18 protein-coding genes and 2 tRNA genes are annotated in these 16,150 nt (G+C 69.3%); 11 read left to right on the forward strand and 9 right to left on the reverse strand.

The genetic code is table 11. The features are described from left to right. The first annotated feature begins 16 nt into the window (after positions 1 to 16). The 5 genes from B7W94_RS06300 to B7W94_RS06320 all read left to right on the forward strand — a co-directional run bounded on the left by B7W94_RS06300 (position 17) and on the right by B7W94_RS06320 (position 3,170). Entirely contained in the window at positions 17 to 1,327 is a 1,311-nt protein-coding gene (locus tag B7W94_RS06300) for a sensor histidine kinase (protein ID WP_085605322.1), read from the forward strand. Continuing rightward, entirely contained in the window at positions 1,315 to 2,004 is a 690-nt protein-coding gene (locus B7W94_RS06305; RefSeq protein ID WP_025102879.1) for a LuxR C-terminal-related transcriptional regulator, read from the forward strand. The genes B7W94_RS06300 and B7W94_RS06305 overlap by 13 nt, the downstream gene beginning before the upstream one ends. Continuing rightward, positions 2,001 to 2,909 (forward strand): DUF4097 family beta strand repeat-containing protein, encoded by a 909-nt coding sequence (locus B7W94_RS06310; RefSeq protein ID WP_139833271.1) that lies wholly within the window; start codon positions 2,001 to 2,003, stop codon positions 2,907 to 2,909. Before B7W94_RS06305 ends, B7W94_RS06310 begins: the two co-directional genes overlap by 4 nt. A gap of 85 nt (positions 2,910 to 2,994) precedes the next feature. Continuing rightward, a tRNA-Ile gene (locus B7W94_RS06315) sits at positions 2,995 to 3,068 on the forward strand. A 26-nt stretch (positions 3,069 to 3,094) separates the two neighbouring features. After that, positions 3,095 to 3,170 (forward strand) — tRNA-Ala (locus B7W94_RS06320). 9 nt (positions 3,171 to 3,179) lie between these two features. Here the strand turns inward: B7W94_RS06320 and B7W94_RS06325 are convergent. After that, positions 3,180 to 4,301 carry a M24 family metallopeptidase gene (locus B7W94_RS06325; RefSeq protein WP_085605375.1) on the reverse strand — a complete coding sequence of 374 codons (1,122 nt, stop codon included), beginning with the start codon at positions 4,299 to 4,301 and terminating at the stop codon, positions 3,180 to 3,182. Between the two features lie 50 nt (positions 4,302 to 4,351). Continuing rightward, the gene (locus tag B7W94_RS06330; protein WP_025102882.1) at positions 4,352 to 4,798 is read right to left on the reverse strand and encodes a hypothetical protein; all 447 of its coding nucleotides are present in this window, start codon (positions 4,796 to 4,798) and stop codon (positions 4,352 to 4,354) included. A gap of 134 nt (positions 4,799 to 4,932) precedes the next feature. Here B7W94_RS06330 and B7W94_RS06335 point away from each other — a divergent pair, with 134 nt between their 5' ends. Then, positions 4,933 to 5,355 (forward strand): NUDIX hydrolase, encoded by a 423-nt coding sequence (locus B7W94_RS06335; RefSeq protein WP_025102883.1) that lies wholly within the window; start codon positions 4,933 to 4,935, stop codon positions 5,353 to 5,355. 14 nt (positions 5,356 to 5,369) lie between these two features. Here the strand turns inward: B7W94_RS06335 and B7W94_RS06340 are convergent, their stop codons facing one another. Then, complete coding sequence (locus B7W94_RS06340) at positions 5,370 to 5,852, reverse strand: aminoacyl-tRNA deacylase (protein WP_253247395.1); 483 nt, start codon at positions 5,850 to 5,852, stop codon at positions 5,370 to 5,372. Next, positions 5,849 to 6,346: a hypothetical protein gene (locus B7W94_RS06345; protein ID WP_025102885.1), complete on the reverse strand. Its 498-nt coding sequence runs from the start codon at positions 6,344 to 6,346 to the stop codon at positions 5,849 to 5,851. Before B7W94_RS06345 ends, B7W94_RS06340 begins: the two co-directional genes overlap by 4 nt. Before the next feature lie 146 nt (positions 6,347 to 6,492). On the opposite strand from B7W94_RS06345, the gene B7W94_RS06350 reads away from it, so the two are divergent. Next, on the forward strand, positions 6,493 to 7,050 hold the full coding sequence (locus B7W94_RS06350) for a peptidylprolyl isomerase (protein ID WP_025102886.1): 558 nt from the start codon (positions 6,493 to 6,495) through the stop codon (positions 7,048 to 7,050). A 21-nt stretch (positions 7,051 to 7,071) separates the two neighbouring features. Further along, positions 7,072 to 7,965, forward strand: a complete 894-nt coding sequence (locus B7W94_RS06355; protein ID WP_025102887.1) for a rhomboid family intramembrane serine protease — start codon at positions 7,072 to 7,074, stop codon at positions 7,963 to 7,965. A gap of 151 nt (positions 7,966 to 8,116) precedes the next feature. Here B7W94_RS06355 and B7W94_RS06360 read toward each other — a convergent pair whose 3' ends face one another. Next, positions 8,117 to 8,356: a cell division protein CrgA gene (locus B7W94_RS06360; protein WP_025102888.1), complete on the reverse strand. Its 240-nt coding sequence runs from the start codon at positions 8,354 to 8,356 to the stop codon at positions 8,117 to 8,119. Between the two features lie 104 nt (positions 8,357 to 8,460). Here B7W94_RS06360 and B7W94_RS06365 point away from each other — a divergent pair, with 104 nt between their 5' ends. Genes B7W94_RS06365 through B7W94_RS06370 form a run of 3 tightly spaced genes read left to right on the forward strand, consistent with a single transcriptional unit; the run spans position 8,461 to position 10,063 of the window. Continuing rightward, positions 8,461 to 9,255, forward strand: coding sequence for a class E sortase (locus tag B7W94_RS06365; RefSeq protein ID WP_085605326.1), 795 nt, complete (start codon positions 8,461 to 8,463; stop codon positions 9,253 to 9,255). A gap of 23 nt (positions 9,256 to 9,278) precedes the next feature. Further along, a complete protein-coding gene (locus B7W94_RS17900; protein ID WP_136051341.1) occupies positions 9,279 to 9,434 on the forward strand; it encodes a DUF4175 domain-containing protein in 156 nt (51 codons plus the stop codon). Further along, positions 9,431 to 10,063: an anthranilate synthase component II gene (locus B7W94_RS06370; RefSeq protein WP_085605328.1), complete on the forward strand. Its 633-nt coding sequence runs from the start codon at positions 9,431 to 9,433 to the stop codon at positions 10,061 to 10,063. The genes B7W94_RS17900 and B7W94_RS06370 overlap by 4 nt, the downstream gene beginning before the upstream one ends. Before the next feature lie 18 nt (positions 10,064 to 10,081). On the opposite strand, the gene pknB is transcribed toward B7W94_RS06370, so the two are convergent. The 4 genes from pknB to B7W94_RS06390 form a co-directional block, all read right to left on the reverse strand. Further along, on the reverse strand, positions 10,082 to 11,773 hold the full coding sequence (pknB, locus tag B7W94_RS06375) for a Stk1 family PASTA domain-containing Ser/Thr kinase (protein ID WP_085605330.1): 1,692 nt from the start codon (positions 11,771 to 11,773) through the stop codon (positions 10,082 to 10,084). Positions 11,774 to 11,817: 44 nt separating this feature from the next. Next, a complete protein-coding gene (locus B7W94_RS06380) occupies positions 11,818 to 13,569 on the reverse strand; it encodes a serine/threonine-protein kinase (protein ID WP_085605332.1) in 1,752 nt (583 codons plus the stop codon). Continuing rightward, positions 13,566 to 15,020, reverse strand: a complete 1,455-nt coding sequence (locus B7W94_RS06385; protein ID WP_085605334.1) for a penicillin-binding transpeptidase domain-containing protein — start codon at positions 15,018 to 15,020, stop codon at positions 13,566 to 13,568. Before B7W94_RS06385 ends, B7W94_RS06380 begins: the two co-directional genes overlap by 4 nt. A 1-nt stretch (position 15,021) precedes the next feature. Then, positions 15,022 to 16,150, reverse strand: a 1,129-nt coding sequence (locus tag B7W94_RS06390; protein ID WP_085605336.1) for an FtsW/RodA/SpoVE family cell cycle protein, incomplete at its 5' end; no start/stop codon positions are given.

Raw genomic sequence — 16,150 nt, forward strand, 5'->3', positions numbered from 1 at the left:
GCCCTACCGTGGAAGCATGACCACACAGACTGCGCCCCTCGAGGCCGCTGCGACCGGGAAGCCGCCGCTGCGCATCCCGCTCACGATCCTGCATCTCGCTGGCGTCGGGGTGATCGGGGGCGGCATCTTCGGGATGCTCGGCGGCCTCCTCGGCACCGGACTCGGACTCCTCTTCGTCTTCGGCGTCGGCATCGTCGTGCTCGTGGGCCTCGTCTATGCGCTCTTCGGAGTGGGCTGGTTCGAGATCGCCCGCGTCGCCGGCCTGTACCGCGTGCCGAACACCCCGCTCCGGCTCCAGCCGCGGGATCGTCCCGGCTTCGGCGGCTGGCTCCGCTCTCTCGGGCGGCAGGCCATCGACGGACGGATGTGGCGCGCGGTCGCGAACTTCGCGATCACCGCCGTCCTCGGCTTCGTGGTGCTGCGGCTTTTCTGGGCCCTCCTCTGGTCGACCATCATCGCCTTCGCGCCGCTGACCTCGGCCGAGACGATCATCGGTCCCTTCGGCGGCGGGCAGATCCCGGTGTCCTGGGCGCCCCTGATCGGCATCCTCGGTGCGCTCGCCTCGGCCGCCGGCATCATCGGCCTCGCCCTCCTGGCTCGCACGCTGGCTTTGGCGATCGTCGCCCGGGCGCGGGAGGTCGAGCTCACCGAGCGCGTGCGGGCATCCACCGCCCAGCGGGAGGGAGCGGTCCGCGCGGCCGACCTGGAACGGACGCGGATCGAACGCGACCTGCACGACGGCGTCCAGCCGCGGCTCGTGTCCGTCGGGATGACCCTCGGGCTCGCGCAGCAGAAGATCGACACCGATCCCGACGCCGCGAAGGAGCTCATCTCCGAGGCGCACACGTCGACCAAGGCGGCGATCACCGAGCTGCGGCAGCTCGCGCGGGGCATCCACGCGTCGGTGCTCGACGACCGCGGCCTGGACGCCGCACTGTCGGCGCTCGCCAGCCGCTCCCCCATCCCCGTGCAGTTGGACGTGCGGATGGACCCTTCGACAGGCTCAGGGACCCAGGGGCACGGCTCAGGGGCTCCGCGGCCGGGGCGCGATGCGGAGGCGGCGGTGTACTTCTCCATCGCCGAGTCGCTGACCAATGCGGCGAAGCACTCCCGGGCCAGCGAGGCGCGGGTCACGGTCCGGCTCCGCGAGGGGAACACCCTCTGGGCGCGGGTCGAGGACAACGGCATGGGCGGCGCCCAGGTCATCCCGGGCGGAGGCCTCGACGGCATCGCGAACCGGATCCTCGCCGCGGGCGGAACGTTCCGACTCGACAGCCCGCAGGGCGGTCCGACCAGCCTGGAGGTGAACGTGCCATGCGCATCCTGATCTGCGAGGACTCCGTCCTCCTGCGCGAGGGGCTCGTGCGTCTGCTCGAGGACGCCGGCCACGAGGTGGTCGCCGCCCTCACCGACACCACCGACCTCCGTGCCACTGTGGCATCCACCTCCCCGGACCTCTGCATCCTCGATGTGCGGCTCCCGCCCACGTTCACGGACGAGGGCATCCGCGCGGCGCTGGACCTGCGTGCCGTGCACCCGGCGCTCGCCATCCTCGTGCTGTCGCAGTACGTGGAGGAGCGCTACGCGTCCGACCTCATCGCCGCGCAGGGCGGTCCGCTCGGCTACCTCCTGAAGGACCGGGTGGCGGATGTCGCCGAGTTCATCGATTCGGTGCAGCGGATCGCCGACGGGGCCACGGTGCTCGACCCGGAAGTGGTGGCTCAGCTCCTCACCCGGCGGAACCGCGACGATCGCATGATGCGGCTCACCGAGCGGGAGCGCACCGTGCTGGCCCTGCTCGCCGAGGGCAAGTCGAACCAGGCGATCGCCGGCCTCCTCTTCCTCTCGGCGGCGAGCGTCGAGAAGCACATCACCTCCATCTTCCAGAAGCTGGGCTTCGAACAGGACGAGTCGGGCAACCGCCGCGTGCTCGCCGCCCTCGCCCATCTTGAGAACACGGGCGGCACGACGCCGCCGAACGGCCAGACAGGAGTCACACGATGACCACCGAGAACACGGGAGCACAGGGCGGCCACACCCCGATCACTCCTCCCCCGCCGCCGTCCGCGGCTTCCTCCGCGTCGGCGCCCGGCGCGCCCGGACCCCGGCGCTCCTCCGGAGCGACCGCCGTCATGATCGTCACCGCGGTGGTCGGTGGGATCGCCCTGCTCGGAGCCGGAGGCACGGCGGCCGTCGCGGCGACCGGCACCCTCCTCTCCTCCAGCCGACCGGATTCGGTGCAGACGGTGGACGTCGACGGCGTCACCGCGATCGATCTCGACGCCGACGCGAGCATGGTCCGCATCGACTTCGGCGATGTCGACGCGGCGGAGCTCTCCGTGACCAACGGCCGCGGTGCTTGGACGTTCGAGCGCGAGGCGGACGAGCTCGTCGTCTGGAGTCCTCGACCGGCCTTCGGCTGGTGGTTCGGCAACTGGTTCGGCGACGACGAGCGCGCGGTCCTCACGCTGCCGGAGGAGCTCAGCGGCTCCGACCTCGACGCGAGTCTCACTCTCGATGCCGGCGCTCTCGACGTCTCCGGTGAGTTCGGCTCCCTGGAAGTCCAGATCAACGCCGGATCCCTCGACGTCTCCGGTGCGGCCTCGGCCTTCGATGTGCAGATGAACGCGGGACGCGCGGACGTCCTCCTCGACGGCGTCGATCAGGCGGATCTCGGCATCGCTGCGGGCGATCTGACGGTGGAGCTGACCGGCGATGCGCCGACGACGACCACGATCGACGTGAGCGCCGGATCGCTGAATCTGACCCTTCCCGACGTGGAGTATCGGATCAGTCAGGACGTCAACGCGGGCTCGTTCGATGCCCGGGTCGACGAGTCCCCGAGCGCTCGCCGCACGATCGACGTGTCCGTGTCGGCCGGCAGCGTGGACGTCAGTCCGGGACGGTGACCGGCCGAGGGCGAGGATCCCGGAGGGGGTCCTCGCCCTCGATTCGGATTTTCGGCGAAACTCCGGTAAAGTTCTGGAGGTTGACGGGGCTATAGCTCAGGCGGTTAGAGCGCTTCACTGATAATGAAGAGGTCCCAGGTTCAAGTCCTGGTAGCCCCACCCTTTCAATTCAAGAATTCCCTCACGGGGCCTTAGCTCAGTTGGTAGAGCGCCTGCTTTGCAAGCAGGATGTCAGGAGTTCGAATCTCCTAGGCTCCACCATCCTCTCCCTCACCGGTCGGTCGCCGTGAGTTCATGCGGTGCCGTGTTCAGGCGCTCGGCGCCGTCCGCCGTCACGACCACGATGTCCTCGATGCGGGCGCCCCATTCGCCGGCGAAGTAGATGCCGGGCTCGATGCTGAAGGCCATGCCCTCTCGGAGCACGAGGTCGTTGCCGGGGGCGATGTAGGGCTCCTCATGCACCGAGACGCCGATCCCGTGACCCGTGCGGTGCAGGAACGCCTCGCCGAGCCCCGCCTCCGTGAGAACCGAGCGGGCGGCCGCGTCGACCTCCGCCGCCGTGACCCCGGGCCGCACCGCGTCCACGGCCGCCTGCTGCGCGCGGACGAGGGTGGCGATGCGATCGGCTGCCACCGGATCGGGAGTTCCGACCACGTACGTCCTCGTGCTGTCCGAGTTGTAGCCGCTCGGCACCGCGCCGCCGATGTCGACGACCACCACGTCGTCCTGCTCGATGACCCGGTCGGAGACCTCGTGGTGCGGGTCGGCGCCGTTGGGCCCGGAGCCGACGATGACGAACTCGACGGTCCGATGCCCCTCCTCCACGATCGCCGCGGCGATGTCGGCGGCGACCTCCCGCTCGGTGCGGCCGGCGCGCAGCCATCCGGGCACGCGGCGGTGCACGGCATCGATCGCCGCGCCGGCTCGGCGCAGCTCGGCGATCTCCTCGTCGTCCTTGGTCATCCGGCCCTCGCGGAGGACGGGTGTCGCGAGCTCGAGCCGGGCCTGCAGCCGCTCCCCGATCGGGACGACGTGCAGCGCGGGAAGCGCATCCGACACCCCGACGCGGGAGACGGGACCTGTCGCCGCGGCGACGAGGGCGTACGGATCGTCGCCGTCGACCCAGTCGGCGACGGTCAGTCCGAGCTCTCCGACGGCCGTGCTGCGCACCTTGGCGAGCTCCATCCGCGGGACGATGACCGTCGCCGCGCCCTGCGGCGGCAGGACGAGGGCGGTCAGCCTCTCGATGGTGTCACCCTCGACGCCGAGGAGGTACTGCAGGTCGGGGCCGGGGCCGACGATGATCGCGCCGAGGCCAGCCTCCTGGGCGCGCTCCTGCGCGCGTGCCAGACGGCGGGCGTAGACGGCGGCGGAGAAGGGAAGGGTGCTCACAGGCACCACGCTAACGCGAGCGGCCCCGCTGCGTCAGACCCACTTCGGGATCAGCTGATCGCCTGGCGGATGCGTCCGGCGAGGAACTCGAGGTCCTTCTCCGTGAGCGCGGTCACCGCGTACGCGGTCGGCCAGACGGTGCCGTCATCGAGGTTGGAGATCGGCTCGAACCCGAAGGTGCCGTAGCGGACCTTGAACTTGCTGGCCGGCTGGAAGAAGCACAGCACCTTCCCGTCGCGCCCCCACGCCGGCATGCCGTAGTACGTCCGGGGCACGAGTTCCGGCGCCACCTCGGAGACCAGCTCGTGCAGCTTCTCGGCGAGCAGCTTGTCCTCGTCGGTGAGCTTCGCGACGGCCTCCTTGAGATCGGCCTCTCCGGCGGCCCGCAGCTCCTCGGGCGACTTCTTGGCCCGCGAGCGTCGGGTGCGGGCCTCCTTGGCGGCGGCCTGCATGGCCTCGCGCTCCTCGGCGGTGAAGTTCTTCTCGGTGTCAGCCATGATGTTCCTCTCGTGGGCCGGATGATGCTCCCAGCGTAGGGACGGCCCGTGATGTCGGGCTTCTCGATTCGTGATCGATCACCCCGATCGTCACGCGGCGGGGGACGGCCCGAGACCCGGATAAGGTGTGACGCATGGACCTGCGCGTCGCCGCATACGGGGTCGTCACCGATGAGGGTGGGCGCCTCCTGCTGGCGCGGTGGACCGAGGGCCGGCGCGTGGCGTGGACGCTCCCGGGCGGCGGCCTGGAACCGGGCGAGGCGCCGGAGGACGCGGTGCGGCGGGAGCTCCGCGAGGAGACCGGGTACACGGTCCGGGTCGGACAGCTCCTCGGCATCCACTCCCGTGTCATCCCGGCCGGACGGCGCGTGCAGAAGTCGTCCGACCCCCTGCATACCCTGCGCATCGTCTATCGGGCCGAGGTCACCGGGGGGAAGCTGCGCTGGGAGACGGAGGGCTCCACCGATCGCGCCGAGTGGTTCGCGCTCTCCGCGGTCGCCGGACTGCAGCGTGTACGGCTGGTGGACATCGCCCTGCGGATGGCCGGCCTGCTCTGAGGCTCCGGCGACGGTCAGCGCTCTTCGGGCACCGAGATGTCGGCGATGGTCGCGCCGTACGCCGCGATGAGGTCGTCGGCGTCGACGAACAGGCTGTAGCCGTGCGCACCGGCACCCATCGCGATCCGCTCGCCGACGATGGACTCATCGGCGTAGACCGGCCAGTCGGTGGTGCTGCCGATCGGGACGATGGTTCCGCGCTCGTAACCGGTCGCTGCGAGAGCGAGCTCGGGTTCGGGCAGACGGAGCTTGTTCACTCCGACGACGGCGCGCAGCTTCGGCCACGAGATGGACCGCCCACCCGGGACCAGCGCGAACAGATAGGTGTCATCCGAGCGCTTCACCACGAGGGTCTTCACGATCCCGGACGGCGGGAGGCCGAGGATCTCGGCGGCTTCGACGAGGCTACGCGCCTGCGGCCGCTCGCGGATCTCGATGTCGAGTCCGCGGGCGGCCGCAGCATCCCTCACCCGCGTGTGCGGGTCGGGAGTGGTCACGCGTCGGGAGCCGACAGCGGGTCGTCGGCGACCCAGAGCTCGTCGTCGGCCCGCAGCGCCTGCCAGGCGGCGTAGAGCACGCCGACCGCGGCGGCGGCGCCCAGGACGATGGCGATGACGGATCCGAGGCCCGGACCCTTCTTCTGCGAGACGGCCTTGCGGGCCTTGTACTCGACGCCGTGGCGCTTCGCGTTCGCGACGTCCCAGGCGGTCAGTGCCGTACCCACGACCCCGCCGACGATGGGGACGACCTTGTCGTCCACGACATGCTTACCGGCCTTCACCGAGCGGTCGACGACCGGGGCGACGCGGCGGTTGTAGGTGTCCTGGACCACGGGGACGATCTGCTCGCGATTGAAGTTGCCGAGCTGGCGACCCGCCTCACGAGCGACGTCGGCGGCGTGGCCGACGAGCACCTGCTGGTCTTCCCACAGCTGGTTCGCGTCCTTCTGAAGACGACGAAGCTGCTTCTTCCGCTTGCGGCTGAGGCTCACGATGCTCTCCTGTCCATTGGAGTACGGGTTCCCCATCTTGCCACGAGAGGCTGGATGCGGCGAGGGAATCGCCCGCCCCTTGCATCATCGGCTCCCGCGTTGTACACGCCCGGCCCGCTCACCGGAAGCTCTGCGAGAATGAACGCATGGTTCACGCTTCCCACGTCGCAACTCTGCACACCAACCACGGTGACATCGTCATCAACCTCTTCGGCGACCACGCCCCGAAGACGGTCAAGAACTTCGTCGGTCTCGCCGACGGCTCCCAGGAGTGGACGCACCCCGCCACCGGCAAGCCGGGCGAGGGTCCCCTCTACAAGGACGTCATCTTCCACCGCATCATCCCGAACTTCATGATCCAGGGCGGCGACCCGCTCGGCCAGGGCGTCGGCGGTCCGGGGTATAACTTCGACGACGAGATCAACAACGAGCTCAACTTCAACGAGCCCTACATCCTCGCGATGGCCAACGCGGGCCTCCGCCGCAACGCCATCACCGGCAAGGTCGAGGGCACCAACGGCTCGCAGTTCTTCATCACCACCGACCCGACCCCGTGGCTGCAGGGCAAGCACACGATCTTCGGCGAGGTCGCTGACGACGCATCGCGCAAGGTCGTCGACGCGATCTCCGCGGTCCCGACGGCAGCGGGCGACCGCCCGATCGAGCCCGTGGTGCTGCAGTCGATCGACATCGTCGCCGCCTGACGACTGCGACGGCCGATCCGGATGACGACGCCCGAGTTCACGAACAATCGTGAGAACTTCTGCTACCGGCATCCGGATCGGCAGTCCTTCGTGCTCTGCCAGCGGTGCCTCCGCACCATCTGCCCCGAGTGCCAGACGCCCGCCCCGGTCGGCGTGATCTGCCCCGAGTGCATGGATGCCGAGCGCAAGAACCGCACCCCCGCTCAGAAGAAGGCCGCGCGACGCTGGCGCGGCGGCGGCGCCACGACCATGGGGGCCGTGCGCAGTGGCAAGCCCGTCGTCACGTACGTCCTGCTGGCGGTGACGTCGTTCATCGGCCTCGTGCAGCTCATCCCCGGGCTCAACGCCCCGATCATCCAGGCTCTCGGCTTCTACGCGCCGTTCCTCTACCCGAACCTCTCCCTCCTGCCGTTCGAGCCGTGGCGACTGCTGACCGTGCTGTTCGTGCATGGGGGCTTCGTGCATCTCGCCCTGAACATGCTCGCCCTGTGGATGCTCGGGCAGAACCTCGAACCGATGCTCGGTCGTGTCCGCTATCTCGCGCTGTACCTCATCAGCGGTCTCGGCGGATCCGTCGCGGTGGCCGTCCTCGCGCCGGAGACGTGGACGGTCGGCGCCTCCGGGGCGATCTTCGGGCTCCTGGCGTCGCTCCTGATCATCGGGCGCCACATCGGGGCCAACGTCACGGGCATCCTCGTGATCCTCGGCATCAACTTCGCCTTCGGGTTCTTCGCCGGTGGCATCTCCTGGCAGGCGCACCTCGGCGGCGCGATCACGGGCGCGCTCGTGGCCCTCATCTATGTCCGCACGAAGCGCCGCGACCAGCGGACCTGGCAGATCGTGTCGCTTGCCGCCCTGGTGGTGCTGTTGATCGTCGTGGTCGCCGTGGTGCCGCCCCTCATCCTTTTGGCCTGATCCCGAGTTGTTAACAGGGTTGTTAACGCCTGTGAATAACATCGGTGTAATTCTCCCCAGTGTGGGGATAACCTGTGGATAACGTCCGCCTCTCGGACAGACGAAAGAACCCCTCGCCGCGGTGGCGAGGGGTTCTTGTCGTTGCGGCCGGTCAGCGCCAGCGTGTGGTCATGAGGAATCCGATGAGGGCGATGCCCAGACCGATGGCCAGATTCCAGTTGTCGAGGCCGGGGATGGGGAACTGCATGCCCGAGATGTAGAAGACGAGGATCCAGGCGAGGCCGAGGAGCATGAAGCCGATCATCACCGGCTTGAACCAGACGGCGTTGGGAGCGGCGTCGCCCTCGGCGCGCTCGACGGCGGGTTCTTCGGTCTTGCGGTCACGTGCCATGCCGTCATTGTACCCGGGAGACCTCGGCGCCGACGAGACGTGAGGACGCGGATCGGCGGTGCCCCGACTCCTGCTGCACAGGTCGGGCGGATATGATCACGCCCATGACTGCATCTGTCGTGCCTGGGGGGCGGCGCGGACGGCGGCAGCGACCCCGGTCGCGCGCCACGTTCGCGAGTGTGCTCGGCGAACTCCTCCTGACCGCCGGCGTCATCGTACTCCTCTTCGTCGCCTGGCAGATGTGGATCGGCGACATCATCATCGCCGCCCAGAAGAACGAGGAGGGCGCCGCGATCTCACAGCAGCTCGCCGCGGGCGAGGCACCCGAACTGCCGCCGCTGGTCGAGACGGACAACGGTGAGACGATCTACGAGGCGCCCGTCCCTGCGGCCCCGGCTGACGGGGAGTGGTTCGGACAGATGCACATCCCCCGGTTCGGCGCCGACTACAACTTCGGCATCTACGGCGGCACGAGTCGCGCTCGCACCCTGGATCAGAAGGGCATCGGTGTCTACACGCAGTCGAAGATGCCCGGAGAGGTCGGCAACTTCTCGCTCGCCGGCCACCGCACGACCTGGGGCAAGCCGTTCAACCAGCTCGACAAGCTGCACGTCGGCGACGCGATCGTCGTGGAGACCCCTGACGGCTGGTACACCTATCGGTTCCGCACGCTGGAGTACGTGAAGCCGACGCAGACCGACGTGCTCGCCGATGTGCCGCAGATGCCGGAGCAGCAGACGGGGGAGCAGTACATCACCCTGACGGCCTGCTCACCGCTTTACTCGCTCGCCGAGCGCATCGTCGCGTACGGGGTGTTCGAGAGCTTCCAGCCGCGAGCCGAGGGACCCCCGTCCGCTCTGACCGACCCGCCGCCCCCGCCAGCCGCACCGTCCGTGTGACCCGCCTCCAGGAGAGAAGACCCATGTACGCCGCACTCTGGCGCCTGCTTCCCGGTCCGTGGTGGCTGCGCGTCCTCATCCTGCTCGTCGTGATCGCCGCGGTGCTCTATGCGCTGTTCTGGTACGTGTTCCCCTGGGTCAGCCCGCTCATCGCCCCGGGCGAAGTCGACGTCGAATGACGAGGGTGCTCGTGGTCGACAACCACGACAGTTTCGTGCACACCCTCGTGGGATATCTGCGCGAGCTCGGCGCGGACACCACGCTCGTGGAGTCAGACGCGACCGACGCGGTCGAGGTCGAGGAGCATCTCGGCGCGCATGACGCGCTGCTGCTCTCTCCCGGTCCCGGGGCTCCTGCCGATGCCGGCGTCTCGATCGACGCTGCTCGCATCGCAGTGCGGCGGGGGGTCCCCACCCTCGGCGTGTGTCTCGGGCATCAGGTCATCGGGGCCGCGTTCGGCACGGCGGTCCGGTCTGCTCCCCAGGTCATGCACGGCATGGTTTCGGCGGTCCGCCACGACGGCTCCGCCCTGTTCGCGGGGATCCCCTCCCCTTTCGACGTCGGGCGGTATCACTCGCTCGCGCTGTCCGCGGCAGACCTCCCCGATGACCTCGCGGTCATCGCCACCGCCCCCGACGGCACCGTGATGGCGGTGGCGCACCGGACGTTGCCGTTGCACGGGGTGCAGTTCCATCCCGAGAGCGTCCTCACCCGAGGGGGCTACCGGCTCCTCGCCAACTGGCTGCGCCTCTGTGGCGACGAGGAGGCCGTGGCCCGCTCCGCCCTCCTCGATCCGCTGACGCGCTGAGCCGCGGCGCGTCCCGCGTCAGGACCCGGTGCAGTAGCGGAGTTCGACCGACGACCCGACAGGGACATCGCCCGGAGCGATGGACATCGAGTGCACCGTCGCCGGATCCGTCGCCGGGCACTCCGGCGCCTCGGTCGGCACCGGCGTGAGCCCCAGGTCGTCGAGCGCCTGCGTCGCCGAGTCCATGGACCAGCCGACGACGTTGTTCAGCGTCACCTTCCCGCTGGCGACCTCGAGGTTCACGACGGTGCCCGGAGCCACCTCGGCCTCCGCCTGCTCGCTCGCCGTCATCACGGTGTTGGCGGCGAGACCCTTGTCATTGCGTTGCGTCACCGTGCCGAGTTCGAGGCCGGCGGCGTTCAGCGCCTTGGTCGCGGCATCGAGGGACATCCCCTCGAGCTTCGGCACGACCACCGTCTCCTCGCCGGACGACACGTAGAGGGTGACCGTCGAGCCCTTCTCCACGGACACGCCGCCCTCGGGATCGGTGCGGATGACGTTGCCCTCAGCGATCGACGGGCTCGATTCGATGACGATCTTCGAGGAGAGGTCCAGTTCCGCGAGGTCGTCCTGCGCGCGCTCGGAGGCGACGTTCGTCAGATCAGGGACGAGCCGCGAGGTGCTCGGCACGTCGGCAGGGCGCATGCTGATGGTCCAGACCCAGAACAGCACGGACGCCAGGAGCACCGCCAGCAGCGCGACTCCCGCCCAGATCCACGCGACGGGCGGTCCCGACTGTGTGCGGGCCATCGTGGTGTCGGTGCTGAGCTGACGCAGCGACCGCGCCGTCTCCTGCGCCTGGCGCGGACTCGGGCCGTAGAGCTCGCTCGTCAGGGCGCCGATCTGCTTGCGCGTGGGGGCGGCGCCGGTCACCGCGGCGTCCAGAGCGGCACGGAAGTGGGCGGCGTCCGGATACCGCTGATACGGGTCCTTCGCGAGGGCGCGCAGCACGATCGGGTCGAGGGCTGCGGGCGACTCCTCGTTGACCTCGGAGGGCGGGACCGGTGTCTCGCTGACGTGCTGGTAGGCGACCGCGACCGGCGACTCCCCGCGGAACGGCTGCCGTCCGGTCAGCAGCTCGTAGAGCACGACGCCGGTGGAGTAGAGGTCGGCACGAGCATCGACCGGCTCCCCCTTGGCCTGCTCGGGCGAGAAGTAGGCGGCGGTGCCGATGATCTGGGTGGTCTCGGCCACGGTCGAGGAGGAGTCGGACACCGCGCGGGCGATGCCGAAGTCCATCACCTTCACCTGGCCCTTGTCGGTGACCATGACGTTGCCCGGTTTGATGTCGCGGTGCACGACTCCGGCGCGGTGCGAGTAGTCCAGCGCTTCGAGGATCCCGTCGACGTAGCGCACCGCATCCTCGACGGGGACCGGGCCGTCGGCGATGATCTTCTTGAGCAGGGTGCCCTTGACCAGCTCCATCACGATGTACGGCGGCTCGTCCGAGGAGCTGTCGACCGTGGAGGGGTCGCCGGCGTCGTACACCCGCACGATCGACGGGTGCGACATGCGCGACGCCGACTGCGCCTCCAGACGGAACCGCGTACGGAAACTGGTGTCGCGGGCGAGCTCAGGGTCGAGGATCTTGACCGCGATCTCGCGGCCGAGCGTCAGATCGTACCCGCGGTACACCTTCGCCATCCCGCCGTGCCCGATGAGCTCGTCGACGCGGTACCGGCCCGCGATGACTCGTGGCTCTGTGGACACGGATGACCCCCTGGAAACGACTATGGCTGGACTGGATACTCAGGCTACCCTTGGGCGCCGTCGCCGCCGTCACCCTCGCCGTCCTCCGGGGCCACGATCGTGACGGAGAGCGGGGGGGAGGCGTTCGACGTGCGCTGGTCGCCACCGGAGCACAGGCCCTGATACGTCGCGATGAGCTGCTGCCCCACGGCATCGCCGACCGTCACCTGAGCGTTGCGCTGCGTCGGCTGGAAGTTCGGCCCGCCCGAAGCGAAGGTGCCGTTCTGCAGGGAAACGACGTAGCCGGACAGCGTGGTGCCACTGGGGCAGGTGAAACCGGTGCCCCAGGAGATCGTCACGGTGCTGCCGGCGATCGGGTCGCCGGTGATCGTCGGCACGTCCGTCGGCGTCGGCAACGGCGTACGGCCGGCGTAGACCGTGAGGGCGATCGGCGTCGTCGTCGCGACGTTCCCCTCCGGCTGCACCCGGTAGACCTTGCCGACATCGCCGTCGCTCGGGGCGGGGTCGCCCTCGCCGCAGGCGATGTCGGAGAACCCGGCCTCTTTGAGCGTCGCGGTGGCGGTGCCGCAGTCCATGCCGTTGAGACCGAGGGCGGTCACGTCGACCCGGGTCTCCTCGGGCGTGGGCTCCTGCGAGGGCGTCTGCGTCTGGGTCTGCGTGGGGGTGCGGCTCGCGGACCCGGTGGGGTCGGGGTCGGCATCCTTGCCCTGGTTGCCGAACAGTGCCCACAGCGTGCCGGCGACGACGATGAGCAGCAGGACCAGCAGCGCGATCAGCGGCCAGGTCCATGCACTCTTCTTCTTCTTTTTCTTCTCCTGCTCCTCCGCGGCGGCCTCGTCGGTGGGCAGCTGCGCGGTAGTGGGCAGAATTCGCGTCGTGCCGTCGTCGCCGGTCGCGGTCAGCATCCGCGTGGCGTCGTCGTCCCCGGCGATGCCGCCCGTCGCGATGGCGGGCACGGCGATGGCGGCGGAGTTCAGGTCTCCGCGGCGGAGGGCCTGGGCGGCCCGGGCCACCGTGGCCGAGGAGGACGGGCGGTCCGCCGGCTTCTTGGCGATCATCGCCATGACCAGGTTCTGCACGGGGATCGGGACCGTCGGCGGCAGCGGCGGGGGCTGCTCGTTGATCTGCGCCATGGCGATCGCGACCTGCGACTCCCCGGTGAAGGGGCGCTTGCCGGCGAGGCACTCGTACGCGACGATGCCGAGCGAGTACGTGTCGGTCGCGGGGGAGGCAGGGTGACCCGATGCCTGCTCCGGCGACAGGTACTGCACCGTTCCCATCACCTGCCCGGTCGCCGTGAGCGGGACCTGGTCCGCGATGCGGGCGATACCGAAGTCGGTGATCTTTACGCGGCCGTCCGGCGTGATGAGGAGGTTTCCGGGCTTGATGTCGCGGTGCACGAGACCCGCCGCGTGCGCGGCTTGGAGGGCCGAAGCGGTCTGCGCGACGATGTCGAGCGTCTTGTCGGCATTCAGCGCGCCGTCCCGCTCGAGGATGGTCGAGAGGGCCTCACCCGGCACGAGCTCCATGACGAGGTAGGCGCTGCCGTTCTCCTCGCCGTAGTCGAACACGCTGGCGATGCCCTCGTGATTGACGAGCGCGGCGTGACGCGCCTCCGCGCGGAACCGCTCGAGGAACCCGGGGTCCCCCATGTACTCGTCCTTGAGGATCTTGATGGCGACGGTGCGACCGATGACGTGATCCGTCGCCTCCCACACCTCGCCCATGCCGCCGATCGCAATACGCGACTGCAGCTCGTAGCGACCACCGAACGACACACCCTGCGTCGGCCTCATCTGCCCAGCACCGCCTCTATGACCTTCTTCGCAATCGGAGCGGCGATGGTGTCCCCGCTTCCTGATTGACCCTGTCCGCCGCCGTTCTCGACGACGACCGCTACCGCGACCGCGGGGTCGTCCGCGGGGGCGAACCCCGTGAACCACAGCGTGTGCGGCCTGTTTCCGTTCTCCGCCGTTCCCGTCTTACCGGCTACGTCGACCCCGTCTATTCTTGCACCCTGCGCCGCACCGTTTGAGACGCTCGCGACCATGGCGGAGGTGACGTCGTCGGCGACGTCGGCGTCCATCGCGCGCCCGAACTCGGTGCTCTCGAACGACCGGATCACCGAGAGGTCGTTGCCGATCACGGCGTCCACCATCTGCGGGTTCATGACCACGCCGTCGTTCGCGATGCCCGCCGAGACCATGGCGATCTGCAGCGGCGTCGCGGTGACCTGTCCCTGCCCGAACCCGGTGAGCGCGGTCTGCGCGTCGTCCAGGCCCTGGGGGTAGCTGGAGGGCGTCGAGGTGAGGGGCGTGTCGAAGCTGCGGTTGAAGCCGAACTTCTCGGCCATCTCCCGGATCGTGTCGTCGCCGAGCTCGACCGCGAGCTCGGCCATGGGGATGTTGCAGCTCAGGCGGATCGCTTCGGCGATCGTGACGGTCTCCCCGGGGCCGCAGGCGCCTCCCCAGGCGTTGGAGACGCGATTGTTCGAGCCGGGGAGCGTGTACGAGGTCGGGTTGGGCAGCGTCGACTCCGGCGTCCAGTCTCCGCTCGCGTAGGCGGCGGCCGCCACGACGATCTTGAAGGTCGAGCCCGGGGGGTTGAGGTCACCCGCGATCGCCCGGTTGGAGAGCGGCTTGCCCGGATCGGCCACCAGCTCGTCGTACGTGGCGTTGGCCGCGTTCGCGTCGTGCGTCGCCATGCGGTTCGTGTCGAAGCCCGGGGTGGAGGCCATCGCGAGGATGCGTCCGGTCTTCGGGTCCATCGCGACGACCGCTCCCTGCAGGCCGTCCAGGGCCTCGACGGCGGCGCGCTGTGCGGCGGTGTTGAGGGAGAGTTCGACGCTGAAGCCGCGCTGAGGCTGGCCGGAGAGGATGCGCTCGATCTCGGCGAAGAAGGCGTTCGAGCCGGTGCCGGAGAGATCGGCGTTCATCGCCTCTTCGATGCCGGTGGCCGAGCCCAGGGCGGGGTTGAAGTACCCGGTGACGGGTTCCCACAGGCCCGGGTCGGTGTACACGCGCTGGAACCGGTACTGGTCGTCGCTCGGGACCGAGTTGGCGATGGCGGTGCCGTCGACGATGATCGCGCCACGCTGGATCTCGTAGCTGTCCAGCCGCGTCCGCTTGTTGTGCGGGTTCTGCGACAGGACATCGGTCTCGACGACCTGGATCCAGCTCGTCGCGGCGAACAGCGCGACGAACATGAACAGCATGACGATGCTGAGTCTGCGGAGCTCTTTGGTCATGTCAGCCGATCACCACCCGGGGCTGACGGCGGACGCCGTCGGAGATGCGGAGCAGGAGCGCCACGATGAGCCAGTTCGCGACGAGGGAGGAGCCGCCGGCGGCGAGGAACGGCGTGGTCAGACCCGTCAGCGGGATGACCCGCGTCACGCCGCCCACCATGATGAAGACCTGGAGGGCGATCGTGAACGACAGCCCCGTGGCGAGCAGCTTGCCGAAGTCGTCCTGACCCGCGAGCCCGATGCGGACACCGCGGCTGACGAACACCATGTAGAGGCAGAGGATCGCGAAGAGGCCGATGAGGCCGAGCTCCTCGCCGAGGCTCGTGATGATGTAGTCGCTGTGCGCCAGCGGGGTGATCTCCGGGCGGCCCTGGCCCCAGCCGGTGCCGATGAGGCCGCCACGGGCGAGACCGAACAGTCCCTGCATGGGCTGGTAGCCGGCGACGTCGGGGTCGACCTTGGAGGAGTCGAACAGGAACAGCCAGTTGATGAAACGACCCTGCACGTAGCTGAGGATCTGCGAGGCGGCGGCGACGCCGGCCACCACGAGGCCGAGACCGATCAGCACCCAGCTCGTCTTGCCCGTCGCGACATAGAGCATCGCCACGAACATGCCGAAGATGAGCGTTCCGGTGCCGAGGTCGCGCTGGAAGACGATGATGCCGAGCGAGACGAGCCAGACGACGAGGACCGGACCGAGTTCGCGCATGCGCGGCCAGGTGATGCCGAGCACCCGCTTGCCGACCGAGGTCAGGCTCTCCCGCGTGCGCACGAGGTAACCGGCGAAGAAGATCGCCAGGCAGATCTTGGCGAGCTCGCCGGGCTGGAAGGCGAACATGCCGCCCAGCGACACCCAGACCTGGGCGTTCGCGTCGGGGATCCGCAGACCGGGCACGAACGGCAGGAGCAGCAGGAGGATGCCGGCGAGGCCGAAGATGTAGGTGTACCGGAAGAGGATCCGGTAGTTGCGCAGCAGGATGACCACCGCGATCGCACCGGCGAGCGAGATGGCCGTCCAGGCGAGCTGCTTGGTGGAGTAGGCGTTCCACCCGGTGTTCCCGAACGCGATGTCGATCCGGTAGATCATCGCGACGCCGAGGCCGGTGAGCAGCGTCGCGATCGRKCTACCG

Source organism: Microbacterium sp. LEMMJ01, from assembly GCF_002114135.1.
In the GTDB taxonomy this organism is placed as follows: domain Bacteria; phylum Actinomycetota; class Actinomycetes; order Actinomycetales; family Microbacteriaceae; genus Microbacterium.